This is a genomic window from Arthrobacter crusticola (assembly GCF_004357995.1).
Lineage (GTDB): Bacteria > Actinomycetota > Actinomycetes > Actinomycetales > Micrococcaceae > Arthrobacter_D > Arthrobacter_D crusticola.
This window is the reverse complement of the sequence record NZ_SMTK01000002.1, coordinates 780,870-804,108: the sequence shown is the minus strand read 5'-3', so window position 1 is coordinate 804,108 and position 23,239 is coordinate 780,870. Positions and strand designations below refer to the sequence as shown.

General features: G+C 70.1%; 25 protein-coding genes. 6 read left to right on the top strand and 19 right to left on the bottom strand.

Annotated features, from left to right (window positions below; all coding sequences use genetic code 11):
* Together argJ and argC are read right to left on the bottom strand one after the other, a co-directional pair.
* Positions 1-1,170: a bifunctional glutamate N-acetyltransferase/amino-acid acetyltransferase ArgJ gene (gene argJ, locus E2F48_RS07630; protein WP_133403352.1), complete on the bottom strand. Its 1,170-nt coding sequence runs from the start codon at positions 1,168-1,170 to the stop codon at positions 1-3.
* Positions 1,167-2,198 carry an N-acetyl-gamma-glutamyl-phosphate reductase gene (gene argC, locus E2F48_RS07625; RefSeq protein WP_133403351.1) on the bottom strand — a complete coding sequence of 344 codons (1,032 nt, stop codon included), beginning with the start codon at positions 2,196-2,198 and terminating at the stop codon, positions 1,167-1,169. Before argC ends, argJ begins: the two co-directional genes overlap by 4 nt.
* Before the next feature lie 130 nt (positions 2,199-2,328).
* Between argC and E2F48_RS07620 the strand changes: the two genes are divergently transcribed.
* Positions 2,329-3,294, top strand: coding sequence for a quinone oxidoreductase family protein (locus E2F48_RS07620; RefSeq protein ID WP_133403350.1), 966 nt, complete (start codon positions 2,329-2,331; stop codon positions 3,292-3,294).
* Positions 3,295-3,494: 200 nt separating this feature from the next.
* On the opposite strand, the gene pheT is transcribed toward E2F48_RS07620, so the two are convergent.
* The gene (gene pheT, locus E2F48_RS07615; RefSeq protein ID WP_133403349.1) at positions 3,495-6,038 is read right to left on the bottom strand and encodes a phenylalanine--tRNA ligase subunit beta; all 2,544 of its coding nucleotides are present in this window, start codon (positions 6,036-6,038) and stop codon (positions 3,495-3,497) included.
* Entirely contained in the window at positions 6,039-7,121 is a 1,083-nt protein-coding gene (gene pheS / locus E2F48_RS07610) for a phenylalanine--tRNA ligase subunit alpha (protein WP_133403348.1), read from the bottom strand.
* 145 nt (positions 7,122-7,266) lie between these two features.
* Here pheS and E2F48_RS07605 point away from each other — a divergent pair, with 145 nt between their 5' ends.
* A complete protein-coding gene (locus E2F48_RS07605) occupies positions 7,267-7,710 on the top strand; it encodes an eCIS core domain-containing protein (RefSeq protein ID WP_133403347.1) in 444 nt (147 codons plus the stop codon).
* A 66-nt stretch (positions 7,711-7,776) separates the two neighbouring features.
* Here the strand turns inward: E2F48_RS07605 and pcp are convergent, their stop codons facing one another.
* Complete coding sequence (gene pcp / locus E2F48_RS07600) at positions 7,777-8,415, bottom strand: pyroglutamyl-peptidase I (protein WP_133403346.1); 639 nt, start codon at positions 8,413-8,415, stop codon at positions 7,777-7,779.
* Positions 8,416-8,482: 67 nt separating this feature from the next.
* On the opposite strand from pcp, the gene E2F48_RS07595 reads away from it, so the two are divergent.
* Positions 8,483-9,568, top strand: coding sequence for an Rv2578c family radical SAM protein (locus E2F48_RS07595; RefSeq protein WP_185149798.1), 1,086 nt, complete (start codon positions 8,483-8,485; stop codon positions 9,566-9,568).
* A gap of 86 nt (positions 9,569-9,654) precedes the next feature.
* Here the strand turns inward: E2F48_RS07595 and E2F48_RS07590 are convergent, their stop codons facing one another.
* Together E2F48_RS07590 and E2F48_RS07585 are read right to left on the bottom strand one after the other, a co-directional pair.
* On the bottom strand, positions 9,655-10,101 hold the full coding sequence (locus E2F48_RS07590; protein WP_133403345.1) for a (deoxy)nucleoside triphosphate pyrophosphohydrolase: 447 nt from the start codon (positions 10,099-10,101) through the stop codon (positions 9,655-9,657).
* Between the two features lie 86 nt (positions 10,102-10,187).
* Positions 10,188-10,433 (bottom strand): hypothetical protein, encoded by a 246-nt coding sequence (locus E2F48_RS07585; protein ID WP_133403344.1) that lies wholly within the window; start codon positions 10,431-10,433, stop codon positions 10,188-10,190.
* A gap of 280 nt (positions 10,434-10,713) precedes the next feature.
* On the opposite strand from E2F48_RS07585, the gene E2F48_RS07580 reads away from it, so the two are divergent.
* Entirely contained in the window at positions 10,714-11,937 is a 1,224-nt protein-coding gene (locus tag E2F48_RS07580) for an MFS transporter (RefSeq protein ID WP_133403343.1), read from the top strand.
* Between the two features lie 42 nt (positions 11,938-11,979).
* Here the strand turns inward: E2F48_RS07580 and E2F48_RS07575 are convergent, their stop codons facing one another.
* From E2F48_RS07575 to infC, 4 genes are all read right to left on the bottom strand, one after another.
* Positions 11,980-12,921, bottom strand: coding sequence for a TrmH family RNA methyltransferase (locus tag E2F48_RS07575; RefSeq protein WP_133403342.1), 942 nt, complete (start codon positions 12,919-12,921; stop codon positions 11,980-11,982).
* A gap of 38 nt (positions 12,922-12,959) precedes the next feature.
* Entirely contained in the window at positions 12,960-13,400 is a 441-nt protein-coding gene (gene rplT, locus E2F48_RS07570) for a 50S ribosomal protein L20 (RefSeq protein ID WP_133403341.1), read from the bottom strand.
* Positions 13,401-13,492: 92 nt separating this feature from the next.
* Positions 13,493-13,687 carry a 50S ribosomal protein L35 gene (gene rpmI / locus E2F48_RS07565; RefSeq protein WP_120166546.1) on the bottom strand — a complete coding sequence of 65 codons (195 nt, stop codon included), beginning with the start codon at positions 13,685-13,687 and terminating at the stop codon, positions 13,493-13,495.
* 113 nt (positions 13,688-13,800) lie between these two features.
* Entirely contained in the window at positions 13,801-14,877 is a 1,077-nt protein-coding gene (gene infC / locus E2F48_RS07560) for a translation initiation factor IF-3 (protein WP_246018568.1), read from the bottom strand.
* 348 nt (positions 14,878-15,225) lie between these two features.
* Between infC and E2F48_RS07555 the strand changes: the two genes are divergently transcribed.
* Positions 15,226-15,681 carry a DUF1844 domain-containing protein gene (locus E2F48_RS07555; protein WP_133403340.1) on the top strand — a complete coding sequence of 152 codons (456 nt, stop codon included), beginning with the start codon at positions 15,226-15,228 and terminating at the stop codon, positions 15,679-15,681.
* Between the two features lie 140 nt (positions 15,682-15,821).
* Here the strand turns inward: E2F48_RS07555 and E2F48_RS07550 are convergent, their stop codons facing one another.
* From E2F48_RS07550 to E2F48_RS07520, 8 genes are all read right to left on the bottom strand, one after another.
* Entirely contained in the window at positions 15,822-17,129 is a 1,308-nt protein-coding gene (locus E2F48_RS07550; protein ID WP_133403339.1) for an MFS transporter, read from the bottom strand.
* Between the two features lie 30 nt (positions 17,130-17,159).
* Positions 17,160-17,999, bottom strand: coding sequence for an SseB family protein (locus tag E2F48_RS07545; protein ID WP_133403338.1), 840 nt, complete (start codon positions 17,997-17,999; stop codon positions 17,160-17,162).
* On the bottom strand, positions 17,996-18,754 hold the full coding sequence (gene priA / locus E2F48_RS07540) for a bifunctional 1-(5-phosphoribosyl)-5-((5-phosphoribosylamino)methylideneamino)imidazole-4-carboxamide isomerase/phosphoribosylanthranilate isomerase PriA (protein WP_133403337.1): 759 nt from the start codon (positions 18,752-18,754) through the stop codon (positions 17,996-17,998). The genes E2F48_RS07545 and priA overlap by 4 nt, the downstream gene beginning before the upstream one ends.
* 134 nt (positions 18,755-18,888) lie before the next feature.
* A complete protein-coding gene (locus E2F48_RS17295; protein ID WP_165968711.1) occupies positions 18,889-19,044 on the bottom strand; it encodes a hypothetical protein in 156 nt (51 codons plus the stop codon).
* Positions 19,041-19,685 carry an imidazole glycerol phosphate synthase subunit HisH gene (hisH, locus tag E2F48_RS07535; RefSeq protein ID WP_133403336.1) on the bottom strand — a complete coding sequence of 215 codons (645 nt, stop codon included), beginning with the start codon at positions 19,683-19,685 and terminating at the stop codon, positions 19,041-19,043. The genes E2F48_RS17295 and hisH overlap by 4 nt, the downstream gene beginning before the upstream one ends.
* Positions 19,682-20,299 (bottom strand): imidazoleglycerol-phosphate dehydratase HisB, encoded by a 618-nt coding sequence (hisB, locus tag E2F48_RS07530; protein ID WP_133403335.1) that lies wholly within the window; start codon positions 20,297-20,299, stop codon positions 19,682-19,684. The genes hisH and hisB overlap by 4 nt, the downstream gene beginning before the upstream one ends.
* 92 nt (positions 20,300-20,391) lie before the next feature.
* On the bottom strand, positions 20,392-21,486 hold the full coding sequence (locus E2F48_RS07525; protein ID WP_133403334.1) for a histidinol-phosphate transaminase: 1,095 nt from the start codon (positions 21,484-21,486) through the stop codon (positions 20,392-20,394).
* A 78-nt stretch (positions 21,487-21,564) separates the two neighbouring features.
* Positions 21,565-21,987, bottom strand: a complete 423-nt coding sequence (locus tag E2F48_RS07520; RefSeq protein ID WP_246018567.1) for a LysM peptidoglycan-binding domain-containing protein — start codon at positions 21,985-21,987, stop codon at positions 21,565-21,567.
* Between the two features lie 382 nt (positions 21,988-22,369).
* Between E2F48_RS07520 and lexA the strand changes: the two genes are divergently transcribed.
* Complete coding sequence (gene lexA / locus E2F48_RS07515) at positions 22,370-23,065, top strand: transcriptional repressor LexA (protein ID WP_165968715.1); 696 nt, start codon at positions 22,370-22,372, stop codon at positions 23,063-23,065.
* Positions 23,066-23,239: the final 174 nt, after the last annotated feature.

Genomic DNA, 23,239 nt, shown 5'->3' with positions numbered 1-23,239 from the left:
TCAGCTGGAGTAGGCGGAGTTCTCATGCACGTATTCGTGCGTGAGGTCGTTGGTCCAGATGGTGGCGCTGGCCGTCCCCGCGGCGAGGTCGATCTCCACGGTGACCTCCCGGCCCGACAGGTCGACGAGGTCGCGGGAGTCCCCGATGCCGCCGTTGCGGCAGATCTGCACCCCGTTCATCGACACGTTCAGGCGGTCGGGTTCGAACGCCGCATCGGTGGTGCCCACGGCCGCCAGGACCCGCCCCCAGTTGGGGTCGTTGCCGAAGATCGCCGTCTTGAAGAGGTTCGAGCGCGCCACCGCACGCCCCACGGTTTCGGCGTCGGCCTCTGAGGCTGCACGGACCGTGGTGATGGCGATGGTGTGGCTTGCCCCCTCGGCGTCGGTGATCAGCTGGGACGCAAGATCGAGGCAGAGGCCGGTCAGCGCAGAGGTGAACTGGTCCGGATCGGGGGTGGCTCCGCTGGCTCCCGAGGCGAGCAGCACCACGGTGTCGTTGGTTGACATGCACCCATCGGCATCGGTCCGGTCGAAGCTGACCCGCACGGCGGCCCGCAGTGCTGCGTCGAGCTGTGCCGGGGGAAGCACGGCGTCGGTGGTGAGCACCACGAGCATGGTCGCGAGCCCGGGGGCGAGCATTCCCGCACCCTTGGCCATCCCCCCGATCGAGTACCCCTCGCTCGCGGTGTCGGGGGAAGCCGGATAGCGCGCCTCCTTGGAGACGGTGTCGGTGGTCATGATGGCTTCGGCGGCGGCGGGGCCCCCACCGGAGCTGAGGTTTCCGGCCGCCTCCGAGACGCCCGCCAGCAGCTTGTCCATCGGCAGCTGCTCCCCGATCAGCCCGGTGGAGCAGACAAAGACGTCGGCCGCAGAGACGCCGAGCAGGTCCGCCGTAACCTCGGCCGTGCGGTGGGTGTTGGCGAATCCCTCCGGGCCGGTGCAGGCGTTGGCTCCCCCGGAGTTCAGGACGACGGCGTCGACCCGTCCGTCGGAGACGACCTGGCGCGACCAGAGCACCGGCGCCGCGGCGACCCGGTTGGTGGTGAAGACCGCCGCGGCGTGCTTCAGCGGCCCGTCATTGACGACGAGGGCGACGTCGGAGCCGCCTGAGGCCTTCAGGCCCGCGGCGACGCCGGCGGCACGGAAGCCGCCCGGGGTGGTGATGCTCATGGTGCTGTCCCCTGGAGGGTCAGGCCCGCGGTCTCGTCGAGTCCGAGGGCGATGTTCATTGACTGGACGGCCCCGCCGGCCGTTCCCTTGGTGAGGTTGTCGATGACGCAGCTGACGATCACCCGCCCCGCGTGCGCGTCGAACGCGAGCTGGAGGTTGGCGTAGTTGGAGCCCAGCACCGCCTTCGTCGCCGGCCACTGCCCCTCCGGCAGGAGCCGCACAAAGGGCTCTGCGCCGTAGGCGCTGGCCCAGGCGTCCCGCAGCTCCTCCGCCGGAGTGCCCGGACGCACCCGCGCCGTCGCCGTGGTGAGGATGCCGCGCGCCATGGGGGCGAGGGTCGGGGTGAAGGAGATCCGCACCGCCTCCCCCGCGGCCGCGCTGAGGCCCTGTTCGATCTCCGGCGTGTGCCGGTGGCTTCCGCCGACGCCATACGGGCTCATTCCGCCCATCACCTCGGAACCGAGGAGGTGTGCCTTGGCGGCCTTTCCCGCACCGGAGGTGCCCGAGGCGGAGACGATGACGACGTCCTCGGGCTCCAGCAGGCCCGCCGCGAAGCCGGGGACGAGGGCGAGCAGAGCGGAGGTCGGGTAGCAGCCGGGCACGGCGATCCGGCGGGCGCCGCGCAGGGCCTCCCGGTGTCCGGGGAGCTCGGGCAGTCCGTACGGCCAGGTGCCTGCGTGCGCGGAGCCGTAGAAGGCCTCCCAGGCGGCGGGATCCTCGAGGCGGTGGTCCGCTCCTGCGTCAATGACGAGGGTATCCGGGGACAGTTCGGCGGCGAGGCCGGCGCTCGCACCGTGGGGAAGGGCGAGGAAGACGACATCGTGCCCGCCGAGCGTCTCGGCTGAGGTTTCCTCGAGGACCCGGTCGGCGAGCGCGTGGAGGTGCGGCTGAAGCGCGCCAAGCCGCTCGCCGGCGTTGCTGTGGGCGGTGATGGCGCCGACCTTTACCAGCGGATGCGATGCGAGGAGCCGCAGCAGCTCCCCGCCGGCGTACCCGCTGGCTCCCGACACCGCAACTGAAAGACTCATTCCGCAAGCATACGGCAGATTTATGCAGAGCACCACATAGTTATGCACCGGATCAGGGCGGGGTTTCGGATGGCGGGAGGAGCAGCCCGCGCCTAGCATGAGGGTTTCACCCCAACGAACGGAGACCACCATGGCCAAGGCCATCGTCCTCACCGAGACCGGCGGCCCCGGAGTCCTGTCCAGCACCGAGATGCCGCGCCCGGAACCGCAGGGCACCCAACTGCTGATCGAGGTCGCCGCGGCCGGCGTCAACTTCATCGAGACCTACCAGCGCAGCGGCGCCTACCCCGTTAAGCTTCCCTTCCCCCTGGGCGGCGAGGCCGCCGGCGTCGTGGTCGGTCTCGGGCCTTCCGCTGCCGGATTCGCGGTGGGAGACCGGGTGGCCTTCGCCGAAGGCACCGGCACCTATGCCCAGTACGCGCTGGTGGAGGCGGACAAGGCGCTGCCGGTGCCCGACGGCGTGGATCTGGAGACGGCCGCCGCCGCCGCACTGCAGGGGCTGACGGCGCACTACCTCATCAACTCCACCTTCCCGGTGGCCTCCGGCCAGACCGTGCTGGCCCATGCCGGGGCCGGTGGTGTGGGCCTGCTGCTGATCCAGCTGCTCAAGGCCAAAGGGGCACGGGTGATCACGACGGTGTCCAGCGCGGAGAAGGAGGAGCTGGCCCGCGGGGCCGGGGCGGACGAGGTGCTCCGCTATGACGGGTTCGCCGAGGCGGTCCGGGAGCTCACCGGCGGCACGGGCGTCGATGTCGTCTACGACGGGGTGGGCAAGAGCACCTTCGACGGCTCGCTGGACTCGCTGCGGGTGCGCGGCACGATGGTCCTCTTCGGGGCGGCATCGGGCCCGGTCCCCCCGCTCGACCCGCAGCGCCTGAACCGGGGCGGATCGCTCTTCCTGACCCGGCCGTCGGTCGCCCACTACCTGCTCACCGCCGAAGAGCGCCGCTGGCGGGCGGGCGAACTGTTCGATGCCATCATCACCGGCGCCCTGACGGTCCGCATCGGAGCGAGGTATCCCCTGGCGGAAGCCGCGCGCGCCCATGAGGCCCTTGAGGCCCGCCGGACCACCGGGAAGGTGCTCCTGATCCCCTGAGCCCGGCGGAGGGATCAGCCCCGGTACGCCGCGAGGCAGGCCTGGGGGCCGCTCGTTGAACCTGCCGGGCATGGCTAGGGCTTCCGGCAGGGATGCCGTGGTGACGGAACTCCCTCCACCCCCGCGGGGAAGCAGTTCGCGGGATCCGGACGCCGGCGGCACCGGGTGCAGGCGAACTGCCCCGGTGCCGCCGCCGTGCCTCAGCGCTGGAAGGCGCCGAACCGTTCGGCGGCCACAGCGATGGCAGAGCTGCGGGCGGCGCTCGCCTCCTCGACGGTGAGCGTGCGGTCCGGTGCGCGGAAGCGCAGGGCGAAGGCGAGGGACTTCTTCCCCTCGTCGATGCCAGGGCCCGAGTACACGTCGAACAGGCTCAGGTCCTCGAGGAGGTCCCCCGCCCCCTCGCGCAGGGCTTCAAGCACGGCCGAGGACGGGACGTCCTCCGCGACGACCAGCGCCACGTCCTGGGTGGATGCCGGGAAGGTGGAGAGGTCCCGCGCCACGATGACATCAGGGGCCGCCTCGAACAGCAGGTCGGCGTTGATTTCAAGCGCCACGGTCCGGGCCGGAAGATCCGAGGCCGCCGTGAGCTTCGGGTGCAGTTCTCCCGCGTAGCCAAGGACCTCCCCGCTGCGCAGCCGGATGCGTGCGGTGCGCCCGGGATGGAAGGCCTGGTGCGCGCCCTGCTCGACGACGAGGTCGACGCCGGTGACCTCACCCATCAGGCGTACGGCATCCACTGCGTCGGCCCAGTCCCAGGCCCGCGGCGCCAGTCCAGGGCCGGCGGGAGTTTCATGGCCGGTGAAGACGGCGGCGATCAGCTGCGGCTGGTGCGGGATCCCCTCGTACAGGGCGTCGAGCACCTCCTCCGGCGGGCGCACGCCAAGGGGCGGGATGCTTTCGGTGCCCATGGATTCACCCGGGAGGAACACCAGGCCGGTCTCCATCAGGGCAAGGTCGCGGAACCCGCGGGAGACGTTGCGCCGGACGATGTCAAGCAGTCCCGGCAGCACGGAGGTGCGCAGGTATCCGAGTTCGGCGCTGAGCGGGTTCGCCAGCTTCACGGCCCGGGCCGGCACGCCCTCCTCCGCGGAACCGAAGGTGTCGTTCGAGGCCTTGGAGACAAACGGGTAGGAAAGCACCTCGGTGAGCCCGGCCGCGGCGAGGGCGTTCAGCAGGCGGCGGCGCTGCTGCTGCAGGCGGGTCAGCCCGCGCCCCGGGGGCGCCGTCGGCAGCGAGGACGGGATCTTGTCGAAGCCGACGAGCCGGATGATTTCCTCGGTGAGGTCCTCGCGCGTCTCAAGGTCGGGGCGCCAGCTCGGCGGGACCACCTGGTGGCCGCCGTCCTGCGCCGTGACGGCGGCGCCGAGATCCTCAAGGGTGCCGGTGATCTGCTCCGGGGTGAAGTCCAGCCCGATCAGCCGGGCGGGGAAGCCCTCCGGCAGGTCGATCCGGCGCGGCTCCGGGGCCGTCCCGGCGTCGGTGGCGGTGGTGTCGGCGGTTCCACCGGCGAGTTGAATGATGAGTTCGACGGCGCGCTGGGCCGCGATGTCGGCAACGTGCCAGTCAACGCCGCGCTCGAAGCGCTTCGACGCCTCGGAGGGCAGGCGGTGGCGGCGCCGGGAGCGGCCGATGCTGACCTCCTCGAAGTGGGCCGATTCGATCAGCACGTTCGCCGTCGCTGCGGAGACCTCCGTCGCCGCACCGCCCATCACCCCGGCGATGCCGATCGGTCCGGAGGCGTCGGTGATCAGCAGGTCGCCCGGATCGAGGGCGCGCTCCTTGTCGTCGAGGGTCTTCAGCTTTTCGCCCTCGGCGGCGCGCCGCACCACGATGTCGCCGGACAGCCGGTCGAGGTCGTAGAAGTGGAGCGGCTGCCCGAGTTCGAGCATCACGTAGTTGGAGATGTCGACGAGCAGCGAGATCGAGCGCATTCCGGCCAGCCGCAGGCGCGCGGCCAGCCAGGGCGGGGTGGGCCGGGTCGGATCGACGCCGCGCACGGTGCGCGCCACGAACCGGTCGCAGCCGGGCCGGCCGTAGATCGGGGCCGTATCCTCGAGCCGCACGGGGTACCCGGGCCCGGAGGACTCGGGGACGGTGACGGCGCCGGCCGGGTCCGTGAACTTGGTCCCCGTGGCGTGGGCGTACTCGCGGGCGACGCCCCGGAGGGAGAAGGCGTACCCGCGGTCGGGGGTGACGTTGATCTCGGCGGCCTCGTCGTACAGTCCGAGCAGCTCCAGGGCGTCGGAGCCCACCTCGGGGTCAAGGCCCAGGGTGGAGAGCACCAGGATGCCGTCGTGGTCCTCGCCGATGCCCAGTTCACGCACCGAGGCGATCATGCCGGCCGAGAGGTGTCCGTAGGTCTTGCGCGGGGTGATGGCGAAGTTTCCCGGCAGCAGGGCCCCGGGCAGGGTCATGACCACCTTGTCGCCCTCGGCGAAGTTGTGGGCGCCGCAGACGATGCCCTGCACGCCCGAGGGGTCGATGCCCTCACCGGTCAGGGTCTGCTCGGCGCCTTCGGGCACAACGCGCACCTGGCACCAGTTGATGGTCTTGCCGTTGGACTGGGGTTCCTTGACGATGCTGAGCACCTGGCCCACGACGATGGGGCCCTTCAGCTCGTCGACGGGACGGTGGACCGCCTCCTCCTCGAAGCCCACGGTGACCAGGTCGGCCAGGACGCCTTCCGCTGTGGCGTCGGCGGGCACTGCGGCGAACTCCCGCAGCCATGAAAGGGGGATTCTCACTTAGATCTCCATCCCGAAGTGTTGGCTGAAACGTACGTCGCCCTCGATCATGTCGTGCATGTCGCTGACCTCATTGCGGAACATGAGCGCCCGCTCGATCCCCATGCCGAAGGCGAACCCGGAGTAGACCTCGGGGTCGATCCCGGCAGCGCGCAGCACGTTCGGGTTCACCATGCCGCAGCCGCCCCACTCGATCCACTGCGGACCGCCCTTGGCTCCGGGGTGCCAGATGTCCAGCTCGGCGCTCGGCTCGGTGAACGGGAAGTAGTTCGGCCTCAGGCGGACCTTCGCCTCCGCTCCGAACAGCTGCCGGGTGAAGTGCTCGAGGGTTCCCACGAGGTCGGCCATGGTGAGGCCCTTGTCGATGGCGAGGCCCTCGAACTGGTGGAAGACCGGCGTGTGGGTGGCGTCGAGCTCGTCGGTGCGGAAGACCTTCCCGGGGCACAGCACATAGATGGGCAGCTCGCGCTCGAGCATGGAGCGCACCTGGACCGGGGAGGTGTGGGTGCGCAGCACCAGGTGGGCGCTGGGCGGCTCGACGAAGAACGTGTCCTGCATTTCGCGCGCCGGGTGGTCCGGCTTGAAGTTCAGGGCGTCGAAGTTGAACCACTCCGACTCGAGCTCCGGACCCTCGGCGATCTCCCAGCCCATGCCGACGAAGACGTCGGTGACGCGTTCCTGCAGGGTGGACAGCGGGTGCCGGGCGCCCATGCGCCGCCGCTGCGGGGCGGCGGTGACGTCGACAGCCTCCTCGACGAGGATCCGCGCGTCGCGTTCGGCCTCGAGTTCGAGGGTGCGGGCGGCGAGCGCGGCGTTGATCCTGCCGCGGGCGGGGCCGATGTTCTTGCCGGCGGCGGCCTTCTGGTCCTTGGCGAGGGCTCCGATACCGCGGTTGGCCAGGCTGAGGGCCGACTTCTCCCCGGTGTGCGCAATCCGGACCGCCTTGAGTGCATCGAGGGTGTCGGCCGCTGCGATGTCGGCCAGGGCCTTCTCGACCGCCGCGGAGACGGCCGCGGCATCAAGGGGGTCGGGTATTTCGGCGCCGGGGCTCCCGGCCCCGACTTGCTCGTGGGAGTTAGACATCGGGATGGCTTACCTAGCACTCTCGTTTGCGGGTCCGGCGGACGCAGGAAGCCTGCGGAGCCGATCGGGGAAGTTCCGGGAGCGGCGGTTGCACACCAACTTCCCGGCATGGCCAGTCTAATTGACCGGGAACTAGGATATCCGCATGAGCTCTGCCGGCGCAGTGGCCAGCGCCCTGAACTGGCTGAACCTCTCGACCCCCTGTGCACTGCTGCTCGCCCGGGCGAGAGGGTGCACCCTCTCGCCCGGGCCCGGCGGGATCATCATCGCCGAGGGCTGGACCGGCCGGCTGCCGATTGCCGGGGCCTTCACGGTGGGAAGCGTTGTGTTCCTGCGCGGGCCCCGCTCTCGGGCTGGAACGGCCCTGCTCGCCCACGAGGCCCGGCACAGCCTCCAGTACGCGGCCTGCCTCGGCCTGCCCTTCCTTCCGCTGTATTTCGCCGCCGCCGCGTGGTCGGTGCTGCGCACCGGGGACCCCGCCTCGCTCAACCCCTTCGAACGCCATGCGGGCCTGGCCGACGGCGGCTACCGGCAGCGGCCCGTGCGCAGCCTCCGGTCCGCAGCGGCCGCGGTGATCCGCCGGCGCTGACGGCACGGGCGACGCCGCACCGCCCTGCTGCAGCCCGCTTCGACGGCACCCCGCCAGGTGCGGAGGCTAGTGCTCGGCGCCGGCGGGCACCTCGATGTCAACGGGGTTCTCCAGCGCCGCGACCGCGATGAGGGCGAGCGCCGTCGCCATCGAGCCGACCTTGAGCCCGGGTTTGCCGTGGACGGCCCCCTGACCGGTCGAGTACGGCACGTGGACGAATCCGCCGGTGATGTTCCCGCGCGAAGCGAGCAGATCCATCAATGTGTAAAAGAGGAAATTGCAGACGTACGTGCCGGCCGTCTGGGAGACCTCCGCGGGGATTCCCGCCCCGGTCAGCTTCATCAGCGCTGCCTTGACCGGGAGGGAGGTGAAGTACGCGGCCGGCCCCCCGTCCCGCACCGGGCGGTCGACGGGCTGCTCCCCCCGGTTGTCGGGGATCCGCGCATCCACGAGGTTGATTGCCACCCGCTCGAGCGAGATGGCGCTCCGGCCGCCCGCCTGCCCCGCGCACAGCACGAGCCGGGGATGGAACTGCTCCACCGCGGCGGCCAGCGCCACCGGAGCCTCGGCGAAGGAGCAGGGCAGTTCGACCGCGGCGGCCTCGTACCCCTCGGACGCCAGCCGGTCGGCGGCGCCGCGGGCCGCTGCCCACGAGGGATTGCTGGCCTCACCGCCGAAAGGCTCGAAACCGGTCAGGAGGATCATGGAACCAGCGTAGGCCATTGCGGCCCGTCATCCTGTTTTTTCCTCGAATATGTGTTCTAATTCAGGGATGCGTTGGGATGCCCAGAAGACCGACCCCGCCCTGCCGGTCACCGGCGCCGAACCGCTGCTGCCCCTGGCCGGGCTCCTCCGCACGGTCCGCACCCCCGAGTTCGCCGGCATCACCTTCCACGAGGTTGCCGCCAAGTCGGTGCTGAACCGGGTGCACGCCGGCTCCGGCATGCCGTTCTCGTGGACGATCAACCCGTACCGCGGCTGTTCCCACGCCTGCGTGTACTGCTTCGCCCGCAAGACCCACAGCTACCTCAACCTCGACGCGGGACTGGACTTCGATTCGCAGCTCGTGGTGAAGACCAACGCCCCGGAGGTGCTGCGAAAGGAGCTTGCCCGGCCCTCGTGGAAGCACGAGCACGTGGCGATGGGCACCAATACCGACCCCTACCAGCGGGCCGAGGGACGCTACCGCCTGATGCCCGGCATCATCACCGCACTCGCCGATTCCGGGACGCCGTTTTCGATCCTCACCAAGGGCACGCTCCTGGCCCGGGACATTCCGCTGCTGACCGCCGCATCCGGCTCCGTCCCGGTGGGCATGGGCATCTCCCTGGCCCTGACGGATGCGGCCCTGGCCGAAGCCGTGGAGCCCGGGACGCCGGCGCCCAAGGCGCGCCTCGGGCTGATCAGCAGACTTCGGGACGCCGGCCTTCCCTGCGGGGTGATGGCAATGCCGATCCTGCCCTGGCTCACCGATACCGATGAAGCCCTCGATGGGCTCTTTGCGGCGCTGGCAGCGGCCGGGGCCACCGGAGTCACGGCGGGACCGCTTCACCTGCGGCCGGGTGCTCGGGAATGGTTCCTGAACTGGTTGTCCCGAAACCACCGGCATCTCCTCCCCCGGTACCGCGACCTTTACGGGAGCGGTTCCTACGCCTCGAAGGAGTACACGCAGTGGCTCACCGGAAGGGTCCGCTATTTCCGGAAGCGCCATGGGCTCCCGGCCGGAGCCGGCTTTCTGCGCAGCGCTTCGACCGGCGGGGAGGGACCTGCGGGAGGCACTCAGCCCCGGCCGCCCGGCAGCCGGAACCGGCCCGGTGCTCGCACCGCACCGGCGCAGGCCGAGCCGACACTGTTCTAGTCGACACTGTTCTCGCCGACGCTGTTTCGCCTGCGCGGGCCGGCGGCGGCACGCCTCGACGGGAACGCCGTCTCAGGACCGCCGCCCTAGGACCCCGCCAGCTCCAGGATCGCGCTGACGATGGGCCGGTCGGCCGGAATCCATGACAACGCCGCCAGGGCCGGGGCGTCGGCCAGGTCGATCCAGCGCAGTTCGTCGTGGTCCTGAAGGGGCTGCGGGTCACCGGCGGCCACCTCGGCAAGCCAGACGCGCATCACCGCTGTGGCATTCAGCGGCCACCCGCCTGGAAGGGGTCCGTTCACCTCGGCGCCGAGGCTCACGTCGACGCCGAGTTCCTCCCTCAGCTCGCGGTGGAGGGCGTCGGTGCAGCTCTCTCCGGTCTCCACCTTGCCGCCCGGGAATTCCCACATGCCGGCGAACTGCTCGGGCGCCGTCCGGCGCGCCACGAGGAGGGCGGTGGGGCGGGCGAGGGAGTCCACAATGGCGGCGCCGACGATCTGTCGGAGCGCAGGAGCGGTTTCGCGTAGGGTCACGCCTCGAGTCTAACGAGCACCGGGTCCCACCAGCGCCGAATTCAACCAGCACCGAATTCAACCAGCACCCGGACCCGTCCTGTTCCTTAGCTCTCCTCGGGCGGGACGAGCCGGCCGTCACCGGGCTCATCGAAGTGCTCGGGGTTGAGCTCGTGCCGGTACTCGCCGTGCGGGCTCAGTCCGGGAACGAACTGCCCTGCGTTGAGCTGGGTGGAGGTGTACGCCTCCTCGGAAAACTCCCCGGCGGACTCGTGCCCGGCCTCGGGGAGATTGATGTCCTCCCGGAGGTGTTCGCTCTGGGGCAACTGGTCTTTGGGGTGGAGCCAACTCATGCCTTAAGCCAATCAGACCGCGCCGTTTTGCACCAGAACCCCGCGGCGCGCCGCGCGGACCCGAAAAAAGGAGTGGAAAAAGGGGTGGGGAAAGGGGCCGGCGCCGCCGGGCTGTGCTGGCGGGCCGTGCCGGCGGGGCGGTGCCCTCGTGCCGGGGACCGCCGGTGCTGTGACTCATCCAACCTGCGCGCTCCTGCCGCCCGCACTACAGTGGGGAAAGACAACGGCGTCACCCGCCGGAGATCCGGCGTCGACATCCACTTCACGCCGAAAGTCGTCTATGTCTTCCTCCCGGCCCGCCCCCGCCATTACGCCCCGCCAGCTTGGCCTTGCCATCGCCGCCCTCGCCGTCGGCGGTTTCGCCATCGGAACCACCGAGTTCGCCATCATGGGGCTGCTGCAGGAGATGGTCGACGACCTCGGCCTGAGCTACAGCCAGGGCGGCCACGTCATCTCCGCCTACGCCATCGGAGTGGTCGTCGGAGCGCCGGTCCTGGCGACGCTCGGGGCGCGCAGGCGCCAGAGGACCATGGCGCTGGTGCTCATGCTTGTGTTCACGCTCGGCAATCTCTTTTCGTTCCTGGCCGCCGACTACGGCATGTTGCTGCTCTCCCGGTTCCTCTCGGGCCTGCCCCACGGCGCCTACTTCGGGGTGGCCGCAGTGATCGCCGCGTCCCTGGCCAAGCCGACGCGGCGCGCCTGGGCGATCTCAATGGTGATGGTCGGGCTCAGCATCGCCAACGTGATTGGGGTTCCCTTCGCCACCTGGCTGGGCCAGCAGTTCGGCTGGCGCACCATGTTCCTGCTGGTCGCGGTCACCGGTGTCGCCACGGTCCTCCTGGTCCTTCGGTTTGTTCCACTGCAGGAGGTGCACCCCGACGCGAGCATCCGCAGCGAGCTCTCCGCGCTGCGCCGGCCGCAGATGTGGATGACCCTGCTGATCGGCACGGTGGGCTTCGGCGGCTTCTTCGCCGTCTATTCATTCATTTCCCCGATCATCACCGAGGTCACCGACCTGCCCGCCGGCGTCCTGCCCCTGGTCGTCGCCCTGTACGGCATCGGCATGCTGGTCGGCAACGTGGTGGGCGGGCGGATCGCCGACCGGTCGGTCCTGGGCAGCATCTACGCGGTCATGGCGGTCATCGTCGTCGTGCTCGTGGTGTTCCCGCTGGCGATGCGCTTCCCGCCGACGGCGTTCCTGTTCGTCTTCCTCGTCGGAGCCAGCGGCGCCTCACTGATCCCGTCGCTGCAGACCCGGCTCCTCGATGTCTCCCCCGGAGCGCCCTCGCTGGCCTCTTCGCTGAACCACGCCGCACTCAATATCGCCAACGCCCTGGGCGCGGCTGTGGGCGGGGCGGTCATTGCCGCCGGCTGGGGATTCACGGCGCCGGCCCTGGTCGGGGCGGGGCTGGCTGTGGTGGGGCTCCTTGTAGCGCTGGCCAGCGGCAGGATGGACGCCCGGTCGGCGCGGTCCAAGGCGCGCACCCTCGAGCCGGTCGGCTGAGGCCGCAAGGCACGGCCGGGGCGGGGTCCAGAAGGGGGCCGCTCAGGCGGTAGAGGCGTCCGGCGGCGTCCGGCGCTGCGCGCGGGCCGAGGCGTAGAGGCAGACGGTGGCCGCGGTTCCCACATTGAGGCTCTCGGCCTGCCCGTAGATGGGCACGGCCACCCGGTGTCCGGCCGCCTCGACCAGGTCAGCCGGAAGGCCCTGGGCCTCGTTGCCGAAGAGCCAGGCGGTCGGCTCCTCGAGCCGGGCCCGGTCACCCGCAGCGCCACCGGCGGGTCCCGCCCCGGCGAGCCGGCGTGCCGAGGACTCATCCTGGAGCGCGTCGAGGTCGACGTCGCCGTACCCGTCCGCCGCCAGCACTGTCAGGGAATGCTCCCGCAGGGCCGCAAGGAGTTCGTCCCGGTCGGCTCCCAGCACCACGGGAAGGTGGAAGAGCGACCCGGCGGTCGAGCGCACCGCCTTCGGGTTGTAAAGGTCGACGCTCGAGGCGGTCAGGATGACGGCGTCGGCTCCGGCGGAGTCGGCCGCCCGCAGGATGGTTCCGGCGTTGCCCGGATCGCGGACCTCGACCAGCACCGCAAGCAGCGTCGGGCGCGCCGCGAGGACGCTCTCGAGGGAGACATCGATGAAGCGGCACACAGCGATGAGACCCTGCGGGGTGACGGTCGAGGACATCTCGGCGAGGACCTCGTCGGTGACCAGCCGCGCGGCGGGCAGGCCCGGCCCGTCGGCCAGCGCGGCGATGTCGGGATTGCGTTCGAGGGCAGCGCCGGTGGCGAAGAGCTCGGTGACGACCTCCTGCCCCCCGGAGGCACCGCGCAGCCCGTGGAGCCGGAGCGCCTCGCGGACCGCCTGGGGGCCTTCGGCGAGGAACTGCCGCCGCTTTAAACGCGCCGGACGCCCCGCAAGCCGCGCGACCTCCCTGACCCGATCGGCTCGGGGGTTGGTCATCGCTGGTGCCTGGGGGCGTCCGGATATGCTCATGAAATTTCAGGCTGCCGCCGGCGGTGCCGGCAACGGACCTAGCCCTGCGCTGCGGCCTTGGCCTTGGTGGCCCGGGGTGCCTTGACGACCTTCTCTTCCGCCACAACGGGAGCGGAGGTGTCGGCGGGCAGGGCGGCCTTGGCCAGCGATACCAGCGTGGCAAACGCGGCGGCGTCGGTGACGGCGAGGTCGGCGAGCATGCGGCGGTCCACCTGGATCTCCGCGGCCTTCAGGCCCTGGATCAGGCGGTTGTAGGTGAGGCCGTTCGCGCGGGATGCAGCGTTGATGCGCTGGATCCACAGGCGGCGGAAGTCGCCCTTGCGCTTGCGGCGGTCACCGTAGCTGTACACAAACGAGTGCAGCAGCTGCTCTTTGGCCTTGCGGTACAGGCGCGAACGCTGCCCGCGGTAGCCCTTGGCGCGCTCAAGAATAACCCGACGCTTTTTGTGGGCGTTTACCGCCCGCTTCACACGTGCCACGTGCGTACTCCTTCAGTAGTTCGTCCGTCCGGCCTGCTGGCCGCGGTGCCCTCCGCTGTGCGGTGCCCGAAGACGGAAAGGTTGGTGTGGTCTTAGACGCCCAGCATCTTCTTGATGACCTTGGTGTCGGCCTTCGAGACGATCTTGTCGCTGGCCAGACGGCGGGTCAGCGTCGAGGACTTGTGCTCGAGGTAGTGGCGGCGGTTGGCCTGCTGGCGCTTCAACTTGCCGCTGCCGGTCAGCTTGAAGCGCTTCTTGGCGCCACTGTGGGTCTTCATCTTCGGCATGGGAACCGATCTCCTTCTGCTAGCCGCGGACGGGTGTCAGCGGTTGGACGGCGCCCAGGAGCGCCTGCGGTTTTACTTGGTCACCCGGAGGGATTCCAAGAGCTGGGAAGTTCCTACTCGGAGCTTCCAGGCTTCGGCCGGCTCGACGGGCTCTTCGAGGGAGCCGTCCTTCCGGCGGGCTTGGGGGCGGCGGCGGGCTTGGGAACCGCCATCGGCTTCGGAGCGCCACCGGGCTTCGGTGCCGCCATGGGCTTGGGCGCGGCCACCGGTGCTGCCGGTGCCGTCTCGGCGGCGGGCCTGGCCTCGGCAGGCTTGGACGCCGCCGCTGCCGGCCGGGCGGCTGCGGGCTTTGATGCCGCGGCTGCCGGTCGAGCGGCCCGGGCGGGTGCCTGCCGGGGTGCCGGAGCCTTGGCCGGCTGAGCGGCGGGGGCTGCCTGCTCGGCGGCGGGGGCTGCCTGCTCTACGACGGCCGGGGCCGTCTCCTGGGCGGGTGCTGCCTGCTCGGACGCTTCCGGTGCGGCCTCGGCGGGAGCCGTTGCCTCCTCCGGCTGGCTGCCGGTGATCGAGTAGCCCTCGGGCAGCAGGTCGGCGAGGGTCTGCGTCAGCGGCGCGCCGCTGGCTCCGGAGACATCGACGCGGGGCGTACCGGCCTTGGCCGCCTCGTTCGCCGCCTTGGCATCGGCGCGCTGCGTGGCGCGGCGTGCTTCAGCCTTCGCCTCGGCCTTGTTCTTGACCGGGCCGATCACCATGACCATGTTGCGTCCGTCGATCCTCGGTGAGGACTCGACGACGCCGACCTCGGCGACATCCTCGGCGAAGCGCTGCAGCAGCCGGATGCCCATTTCGGGGCGCTGCTGTTCGCGGCCGCGGAACTGGATCATGGCCTTGACCTTGTCGCCCGCGCCGAGGAACCGGATGGCGTGCCCGCGCTTGGTCTCGTAGTCGTGGGTGTCGATCTTCAGGCGGAAGCGGATTTCCTTGAGGACCGTGTTGGTCTGGTTCTTCCGTGCCTCACGCGCCTTGACCGCGGCTTCGTACTTGTACTTGCCAAAATCCATCAGCTTGGCAACCGGAGGCTTGGCCTGCGGTGCAACCTCAACAAGATCAAGGTCGGACTCGGCGGCAAGTCGAAGTGCGTCCTCGATACGGACAATTCCTACCTGTTCGCCGGCAGGCCCAACCAACCGCACCTCGGAAACGCGGATACGATCATTGATTCTTGGCTCGCTAATGTGTAGCTCCTGATTGTTGAAAACCGGGGAGACCGCCTGCACATGGAGAAGGCCTCCAATCGCATGCGCAATTGAAGGCCTCGGGTATCAGTGCGTACACGTCCGGCAGATACCGGCGTGTGCTCAGGCGCGGGTTGCGCCTGCTGCACCGACCTGGACCCGGCTGCCTGAAGCGCTTCCCAAAGAAGCACCAGGCAATCGCGGGTGGGAGAGGACTCCGCTTGCATCCTGGACGTGTTATTTCCCATACCCGCAGGGGGCGCTGGATGTAACGACGTTCAGTTGGTCTGTGACAAGCTTACCAGTATGAGCACTCCGAACAGCAATCCCGCCGAAACCGGGCCCGAGGCCCCCGCTTCCGCCTCCGATCCCTCTCCGACCCGCCGCAGCTTCGCGGAGGAGGCGGCGCCGGAGCACGGCTCCGACGGGTCGGTCCAGCAGCACATGCGCGACATCGCGGAGGTGGCCGCCGTGGAGGTCATCACCACCTCGGCCGTCCACCTGATGAGCGCCGCCGCCGTCAAATGCGGCCTGGCCGCCGGCGACGACGCGGAGGAGCTTAAGGACCTCGACGAGGCCCGGAAGCTGATCACCGCCCTCGCCGGGTTCGTCACGGCAGCCGCCCCCGAGATCGGCAGCCAGCATGCCGGCCCGTTGCGTGACGGCCTGCGTTCGCTGCAGCTGGCCTTCCGGGAGGCGTCGGTGATCCCCGACGCTCCGGGCAAGGGTCCCGGCGAGAAGTTCACAGGCCCCGTCAACTAGCACCGCCGCGCCACCGGGCGCCGATCGACGGCGGCCGGCCTCCAAAAGGGCCGGCCGCCGCTGCGTTTAACGGCCTCGGTCAGCCGCCCGGGTGTGCCGGTCCGGCTCTCCGGCGGGGGGGGGGGGGGGGGTAACCGCCCTCAGCCGACGGGCGCCCGGCGGCGCCGGAACTGCTGGGCGACGAGCCCTGCGGTGCCGATGAGCGCCGCTGCGCCGCCCACGGCGATGAAGCCTCCCCACGGGCCGGCCGTGTCGATCAGCAACCCGGCGAGCGGAGCCCCGACGGCGACGCCGGAGGTCAGGGCCGAGCCGTACCAGCCCATGGCCTCTCCCCTGCGCTTCTCCGGTACGAGGTCGGCGACCTTTTCCGAAGCGGCGGAGAGCACCGGCGCGCAGAGCAGGCCAGGGGCGATGGAGAGCAGGCTCAGGGACAGGGTGTCGGTGGCGAAGGCCATCGGGATGGTCAGCACCCCCATTCCGAGCAGGAGCACCAGGGGCGAGATCGGCTTGTGCAGGGCACCGTAGAGCAGCCCTCCGACGATCGAGGCGGCGCACCAGGCGGCGAACACCAGGCCGAGCTGATCCTCCCGGCCGGTGTGCTCCAGGGTGGCGATGATGCCGACCTCGGTCCCGGAGAGTGCGAGGCCCGCCCCGGCGGCGACCGCCATGACGACGGCCAGCGGGATGGTGACCCAGACGAACCGGGAACCGACGCGGCCTCCCATCCGCCGCAGCATCGGCACCGCCGCGCGCGGCATCAGTTCCGCCGATGCCTCGTTGACCCGGGCGGGTGCGGCGGCCACCACGGATTCGACCGCCATCGCCGAGTCCTCCGCGTCGCTCGGCGCGGGAAGCGCCCCGGGCTGCCCGGTGCGGGTGGGCGGGTTGTAGATCATCAGCAGGATGCCCGCAGCGGCGGTGGCGAAGCCCACGAGAGTGAGGCCGAGCACCGTCGACACCTGGGTGGCGAGCACGATGCCGACGGCCGGGCCCACCATGAAGATCGTTTCGGTGGAGATGGCGTCAAGGGTGAAGGCCGTGCGCCGGGACTGCCCCTCGACCAGCACACCGAGGGACTGGCGCACCACGGAGAAGACCGGGAGGGTGAACAGCCCGCCCACAAGCGCCGCGAGCAGGAGCCACTCGTAGGGCAGCCGCGGGGCGATCGACCAGATGACGGCCTCGGCGATGATCGAGGGGATCAGCGCCCTGCGCAGGCCGACGCTGTCGACCCGACGGCCCCGCCAGGGTGCGCCGACGGCGATGCCGATGGTCACCAGCGCCGCCACGGTCCCGGCGGCGGCGTAGCCGCGGTCGAGGGTCTGGACGACATGAAGGGTCAGGAGGACCCCCGCGGCGGAGTGGGGGAACCGGGCGACCATGCCGACGAGCAGCAGCCTCCGGACCGGAACGATGCGCAGCAGTTCCAGGTAGACGGCAAAGTTCACGGCGGCATCTCTCTTGCTGATCCTTCGCGGTCAGCGGGTTATTCGGATCTCCAGGGAGTCGACCCGTTCGACGAACTCCCGGCGGGCCTGGAGCGAGGCCCGCAGGCGCTCCACCAGGTCCCGGACGGCGGTGGGGCTCAGCCCGGGCTGCAGCCGGACGCTCATCTTCAGTTCAGGCCCGGCTCCGCCGCCGGAAACAAGACTACCGCCAGCGGTCCGGGCGGCCACCCCGGAGCCCGGCTCAAGGACGACGTCGAGGATTGCCTCCTCGGCCGCGCTGATCGGCGCGACGATGCCGCGGAGGCCGGGGTCGCGGTAGCACGGGGTCCAAGGCTCCTGCTGGGCAAGCGCCCAGACCGCCGGGCGGCGCACGACGAACGTGAAGTCAGCGCCCGGGTCGACGACCAGCAGTTCGGCCTTCTCCGCCACGCCGGCCAGGGCCGCCCGCGCCGCGTAGGCGGCCACGGGACGGGCGCCGGGATGCCAGGCCGCGAGCCGGTCTGCCGAGGTGAACACAGGCAGCGCCGCCCGCCCGTCGGGCGCGCGCAGGGTCACCAGGGCCATGTCGGCTTCCTTGTCGGCCTCGATTCCGTCGACGCCCTCCCCGGCGGCGGCGAGCTGGGCCACGATGGGGATGAATACCCGAGCCGTCGCCAGTGCCTGGATCACCTGCTCCTCGCCGCCGGTTCCCTCGATCAGGGCCCGGACGGCAGCCGAGTAGCCGGGGTCGGCCTGTCCGTCGTCGTCGTCGAAGTTATGGAGGGGGTTCCCGTCACCGGAGAGGTCCCGTCCGGCCCAGGGCCGTCCCGCCGAGTCCGTGGTGTTTCCCGCCAGCGCGGCGGCGATGTGCGCCGGGAGTTCCCTGCTCATTCCCGGGGCGCCGGGTGGCCGGCCACGTCCAGCGCCTGGGGAAGGGTGAACGCCCCGGCGTAGAGGGCCTTGCCGACGATCGCTCCTTCGAGGCCGCTGGGCACCAGCTGGCGCAGTGCCGCGAGGTCATCGAGGGTCGAGATACCGCCGGATGCCACCACGGGCCGGCTGGTGCGCTCGATCACCTGCTTCAGCAGGTCGAGGTTCGGCCCCTGAAGGGTGCCGTCCTTGGTGACGTCGGTGACGACATAGCGGGCGCAGCCGGCGTCCTCGAGGCGCTGCAGCACCTCCCAAAGGTCCCCGCCCTCCTGGGTCCACCCCCGGGCGGCCAGGGTGGTGCCGCGGACATCGAGGCCGACGGCGATCGCGTCGCCGTAGCGGGCGATGGCGCTGGCGGTCCACTCGGGGTTCTCGAGGGCGGCCGTTCCAAGGTTCACCCGGGTGGCCCCGAGCGAGAGGGCGGCGTCGAGTGATTCGTCGTCGCGGATCCCGCCGGAGAGCTCGACCTTGATGTCGAGCTTCCGGACGACTTTTTCGAGGAGCGGCCGGTTCGACCCGCGGCCGAACGCGGCATCGAGGTCGACGAGGTGGACCCACTCCGCGCCGTCCTCCTGCCAGGCCAGCGCCGCGTCGACGGGGTCGCCGTAGCTGGTTTCGCTGCCGGCGGCCCCCTGGACGAGGCGGACGGCCTGGCCGTCGGCGACGTCCACGGCGGGGAGGAGTTCCAGGTTGGGAGAGTCGGTGAACGGGCTCATGGGCTTCTTTCGGTCGACGTGGGCCGGAGGGGCCGCGGGAATGGGTGCGCAGTTGGCGGGGGTGCAAGGCTGGAGGGCAGGGCGGGAGCGGGACGGTGGTGGAAGGTGTCCCCGTCGTGCCGTGCTGCGCCTGCCTAGGCGTCCAGGGTGAAGAGGTACGCCCCGAGCAGGGCCATGCCGGCGAGGATCCAGAAACTGATGATCAGCGCCTTGGGAAACCCCTGCGAGCGGAAGGACAACGCCCCGCCGATCAGCAGGCCGGCAACCCCCATCAGGATGACGCTGATCATGGTTTTCCCAGCCTGCCGATCCAGTTGCGCAGGAGCTGGGCTCCGGCGTCGCCTGATTTTTCCGGGTGGAACTGGGTGGCCGAGAGCGGTCCGTTCTCGACGGCGGCGATGAACCGCCCGCCGTGGTCGGACCAGGTCACCTGAGGGGGTTTCATCATGGGCTGGCTGACGTCGAAGTCCCAGTGCTGCACTCCGTAGGAGTGGACGAAGTAGAACCGCTCGTCCTCGATGCCGTTGAACAGCACCGAGTCCTCGGGCGGGCTTACCGTGTTCCATCCCATGTGGGGCACCACTTCGGCCTGGAGGCGCTCGACCTTGCCGGGCCACTCCCCCATCCCGGCGGTGCGCACGCCGTGCTCGACCCCTTCGTCGAAGAGGATCTGCAGGCCCACGCAGATGCCGAGGACGGGACGGCCCCCGGCCACGCGGCGTCCGATCAGGCGCAGCGCATCGACATCCTTCAGGCCCTTCATGACGGCCGCGAAGGCACCCACGCCGGGCACCACCAGCCCATCGGCGTTGAGGACGTCCTGCGACTTGGCGCTCAGGGTGACCTCGGCGCCGACGTGCTCAAGGGCCCGCACCACGGAGCGGACGTTGCCCGATCCGTAGTCGAGCACGGTCACCTTCGGCGCGCTCACAGCGCCCCCTTCGTCGACGGGATGCCTTCGACCCGCGGGTCGGACTCGACGGCGGCACGGAGGGCCCGTGCGAAGGCCTTGAACTGCGCCTCGACAATGTGGTGGGGATCGCGGCCGGCGAGCACGTTCAGGTGCAGGCAGATCCCGGCGTGAAGCGCGATGGCTTCGAAGACGTGGCGGGTCAGCGAGCCGGTGAAGTGTCCGCCGATGAGGTGGTACTCCTGACCTGCCGGTTCGCCGCCGTGAACGAGGAAGGGGCGTCCGGAGATGTCGACCACGGCATTGGCAAGGGCCTCGTCGAGGGGAACGGTCGCCTCGCCGAAGCGCCGGATGCCGGCCTTGGTGCCGAGCGCCTCGCGGAGGGCCTCCCCGAAGGCGATCGCTGTGTCTTCGACGGTGTGGTGGACATCGATGTGCGTATCACCCGTGGCCCGAACCGTCAGGTCGATCAGCGAATGCTTGGAGAGAGCGGTGAGCATATGGTCATAGAACGGCACGGAGGTGCTGATGTCCGAAATACCCGTGCCGTCGAGGTTGACCTCGAGGTACACGCTGGATTCGCTGGTGGTCCGCTCGATCCGCGCAGTGCGGACGGCGGAGATCTCCACGGTCATTGGTGTCCTTCGCTAGGGGCTTCGCGTCGGTGCTGCCTGCATCCGGAGGTTCAGGGGCGGCGCACGTTCCCCTCCAGTCTAGAAGACGCCGGTCAGAGGAGGCGCTTCAGTGACTCAAGGAACACTGTGGTTTCGCTCTCCGTGCCGGCCGTCACGCGCAGATGGCCGGGAATTCCAACGTCGCGGATCAACACGCCGGCCTCGAGCAGGCCCCGCCAGACCCGCTGCGGATCCGCCAGCCCGCCGAACAGGACGAAGTTGGCATCGGAAGGGGCCGGGTTCAGGCCCAGTGCCGCGAGCTCGGTGACAATGCGGTCGCGCTGGACCTTGATCGCCTCGACGTTCGCCAGAAGTGTGGCGGAGTGGGTCAGTGCGGCGTTGGCGGCGGCCTGGGTGATGGCCGAAAGGTGGTACGGCAGGCGGACCAGACGGAGTGCGTCGGCGACCTCCGGGGCCGCCGCGAGGTACCCCAGCCGGGCGCCGGCCAGGGCGAAGGCCTTGCTCATGGTGCGCGAGACGATGAGCCGTTCCCGGCCCGGCAGCAGGGTGATTGCGCTGGGCGTTCCAGCGTGCGAGAACTCCGCGTAGGCCTCGTCGACGATGATGATGGCGCGGGCCGCAGCACCGGCCTCGTAGGCGGCTTCAACGACGTCGAGCCCCAACGCGGTCCCCGTCGGATTGTTCGGCGAGCAGAGGAAGACGATGTTGGCTCCAGAGGAGGACACCTCCTCGGCGACGTACCCGGCCTCGAGCCGGAACGAGGCGTCCCGCGGAGCAGTGACATAGCGGGTGTCCGTGGCGCTGGCCAGCAGCGGATACATGGAATAGGTGGGCGGGAATCCGATCGCGGTGCGCCCCGGGCCGCCGAAGGCCTGCAGGATCTGCTGGAGCACCTCGTTGGAGCCGTTGGCGGCCCACACCTGATCGGCGGTGACCCCTCCGCCGAGGTAGCGGGCCAGGTTTCCCCGCAGTTCGGTGAATTCGCGGTCGGGATACCGGTTCAGGCCCAGGGCTGCTGCCTGCACCGCGTCCACGATGGCCCGGTGAACCTCGGCGGGCACCCCATGGGTGTTCTCATTGACGTTGAGCAGGATCGGTACGTCAATCTGCGGTGCACCGTAGGGAGATAGCCCCACAAGGTTCTCACGCAGCGGAAGGCGGGACAGGGACTCAAGGCGGTTCCTCACCTCTCGAGCTTAAGCGACAGTCCGTCCGGGCGCGGAATCGAGGCGGGACAACGGCCAACCAGCACAGGCGTGTAAAGGTTACCGGGAGACGGGGATCGCGACGACCTGGCCCGCCTGCACCGTCGATGACCCCAGCCCATTGAGCTCGACGATCTCCGAGACCACCTCGCGCGGATCCCGCTCGGGAGCGAATTCGCCCGCCAGGGACCAGAGGGTCTCCCCCGGTGCCACATTGACGTCCAGAGTCTCGGTCGGCCCGACCGCGTCGCCGCCGGCCCGGGCCGGCGCGGTCGTGGAGGCGGCAAGGAACACCAGGGCGGCCACCAGCAGCACCAGCGGCACGCCGACCAGCAGCACCCGCCCGCGCCGTGTGAGCCGCAGCGGAGGCAGATCCGCATCCCGCTGACTGGGAAGACGGCTACCCTTCGGACCGGAGGACCGGAGACCACCCGCCACGGCGGAACCTGCGGTGGCACTGAGCGGGCCTGGCATTGCGGTCATGACGTGTACCTCTTCTGGAGTTTCGAATAAGTTCAACCCGTTCGAACACGATATTCGAACATGTTTTCTATTTCGTCCTGCTTATTCTTAGCATCTGTTATCGAGCTTTGTCGAGACTCGCTCGAACATATGTTTGAAAACACTCCCGCGCTCGCCTACCGTTGGATTCAGAGGAAGGCGCGGGTTCCGGGGATTCACTACCGGACGGCGACAACCTGACAACACCATCTGCCACCGACAAAACGATCCGCGGACGGGTCCGGCGCAGGTGGCGGCGCAGCGAAGGGACAAACCAGTGGCAGAGCGGGCAGCGGAAGAGGCTCGGGCGGTTCCGGCCGTCCCGGTGGGAGAGGCAGCCGCAGTGGTGTCCGCCAGCGCACCCATGCGTGGGCGTCCGCGGGGCCGGAGCGTTCCCAAGGGGCTCACCGCGCGGCAGATGAAGATCCTCGAGACGATCCAACGGTCGATCGGCGCCAACGGGTACCCCCCGTCGATGCGTGAGATCGGAGACACGGTGGGGCTCGCGAGCCTCTCAAGTGTCACCCACCAGCTGTCCCAGCTGGAACGGCTCGGGTATATCCGCAGGGACCCCAAGCGGCCGCGGGCGATGGAGATCTTGCTGCCGCTGACCCTGGCGGACGCCCCGGCGCCCGAGCAGGGCCGGTCGGGTACGGGCCCCGCCCACGAACTCAGCGGCGCCGTGGACACTGCAATGGTGCCCATGGTCGGGCGGATTGCCGCGGGCGGTCCGATCCTGGCCGATCAGGTCGTTGAGGACGTCATGCCGCTGCCGCGGCAGCTCGTCGGCCACGGCGAGCTCTTCATGCTTCGGGTTTCAGGAGACTCGATGATCGACGCCGCCATCTGCGACGGTGACTGGGTGGTGGTCCGGCGCCAGCAGAGCGCCCAGAACGGTGACATCGTCGCCGCGCTCCTCGATGACGAAGCGACCGTCAAGACCTTCCGGCAGCGTGACGGACATACCTGGCTGCTTCCGCAGAACACCCGGTACGAACCGATTCTGGGCGACCACGCGAGCATCATGGGCAAGGTTGTCTCGGTGATGCGCGCCCTGTAGGCTCCCGGCCCGCCGCCAGTTCGGGACGCGCCGGCGGACCCGCTGCATGGATCGTGGGCGTCACGCCAGCGGGCCGGCCGCGTCGGTTGTGGATAACGGGACCGGCCGTGCCGGCCACGCCAGACGCGGGGCGCGGACGCAAAAGTCGGTGCCCGATGCAATACTGGCGGCATG

Excerpts from the sequence above, each read along its gene's own strand:
- argJ (WP_133403352.1), bottom strand. The coding sequence starts at position 1,170 with ATGAGCATCACCACCCCGGGCGGCTTCCGTGCCGCCGGCGTCGCCGCG.
- argC (WP_133403351.1), bottom strand. The coding sequence starts at position 2,198 with ATGAGTCTTTCAGTTGCGGTGTCGGGAGCCAGCGGGTACGCCGGCGGG.
- E2F48_RS07620 (WP_133403350.1), top strand. The coding sequence starts at position 2,329 with ATGGCCAAGGCCATCGTCCTCACCGAGACCGGCGGCCCCGGAGTCCTG.
- pheS (WP_133403348.1), bottom strand. The coding sequence starts at position 7,121 with ATGTCTAACTCCCACGAGCAAGTCGGGGCCGGGAGCCCCGGCGCCGAA.
- E2F48_RS07605 (WP_133403347.1), top strand. The coding sequence starts at position 7,267 with ATGAGCTCTGCCGGCGCAGTGGCCAGCGCCCTGAACTGGCTGAACCTC.
- pcp (WP_133403346.1), bottom strand. The coding sequence starts at position 8,415 with ATGATCCTCCTGACCGGTTTCGAGCCTTTCGGCGGTGAGGCCAGCAAT.
- E2F48_RS07595 (WP_185149798.1), top strand. The coding sequence starts at position 8,483 with ATGCGTTGGGATGCCCAGAAGACCGACCCCGCCCTGCCGGTCACCGGC.
- E2F48_RS07585 (WP_133403344.1), bottom strand. The coding sequence starts at position 10,433 with ATGAGTTGGCTCCACCCCAAAGACCAGTTGCCCCAGAGCGAACACCTC.
- E2F48_RS07580 (WP_133403343.1), top strand. The coding sequence starts at position 10,714 with ATGTCTTCCTCCCGGCCCGCCCCCGCCATTACGCCCCGCCAGCTTGGC.
- E2F48_RS07575 (WP_133403342.1), bottom strand. The coding sequence starts at position 12,921 with ATGAGCATATCCGGACGCCCCCAGGCACCAGCGATGACCAACCCCCGA.
- rpmI (WP_120166546.1), bottom strand. The coding sequence starts at position 13,687 with ATGCCGAAGATGAAGACCCACAGTGGCGCCAAGAAGCGCTTCAAGCTG.
- E2F48_RS07555 (WP_133403340.1), top strand. The coding sequence starts at position 15,226 with ATGAGCACTCCGAACAGCAATCCCGCCGAAACCGGGCCCGAGGCCCCC.
- E2F48_RS07545 (WP_133403338.1), bottom strand. The coding sequence starts at position 17,999 with ATGAGCAGGGAACTCCCGGCGCACATCGCCGCCGCGCTGGCGGGAAAC.
- priA (WP_133403337.1), bottom strand. The coding sequence starts at position 18,754 with ATGAGCCCGTTCACCGACTCTCCCAACCTGGAACTCCTCCCCGCCGTG.
- E2F48_RS17295 (WP_165968711.1), bottom strand. The coding sequence starts at position 19,044 with ATGATCAGCGTCATCCTGATGGGGGTTGCCGGCCTGCTGATCGGCGGG.
- hisB (WP_133403335.1), bottom strand. The coding sequence starts at position 20,299 with ATGACCGTGGAGATCTCCGCCGTCCGCACTGCGCGGATCGAGCGGACC.
- E2F48_RS07520 (WP_246018567.1), bottom strand. The coding sequence starts at position 21,987 with ATGACCGCAATGCCAGGCCCGCTCAGTGCCACCGCAGGTTCCGCCGTG.
- lexA (WP_165968715.1), top strand. The coding sequence starts at position 22,370 with ATGCGTGGGCGTCCGCGGGGCCGGAGCGTTCCCAAGGGGCTCACCGCG.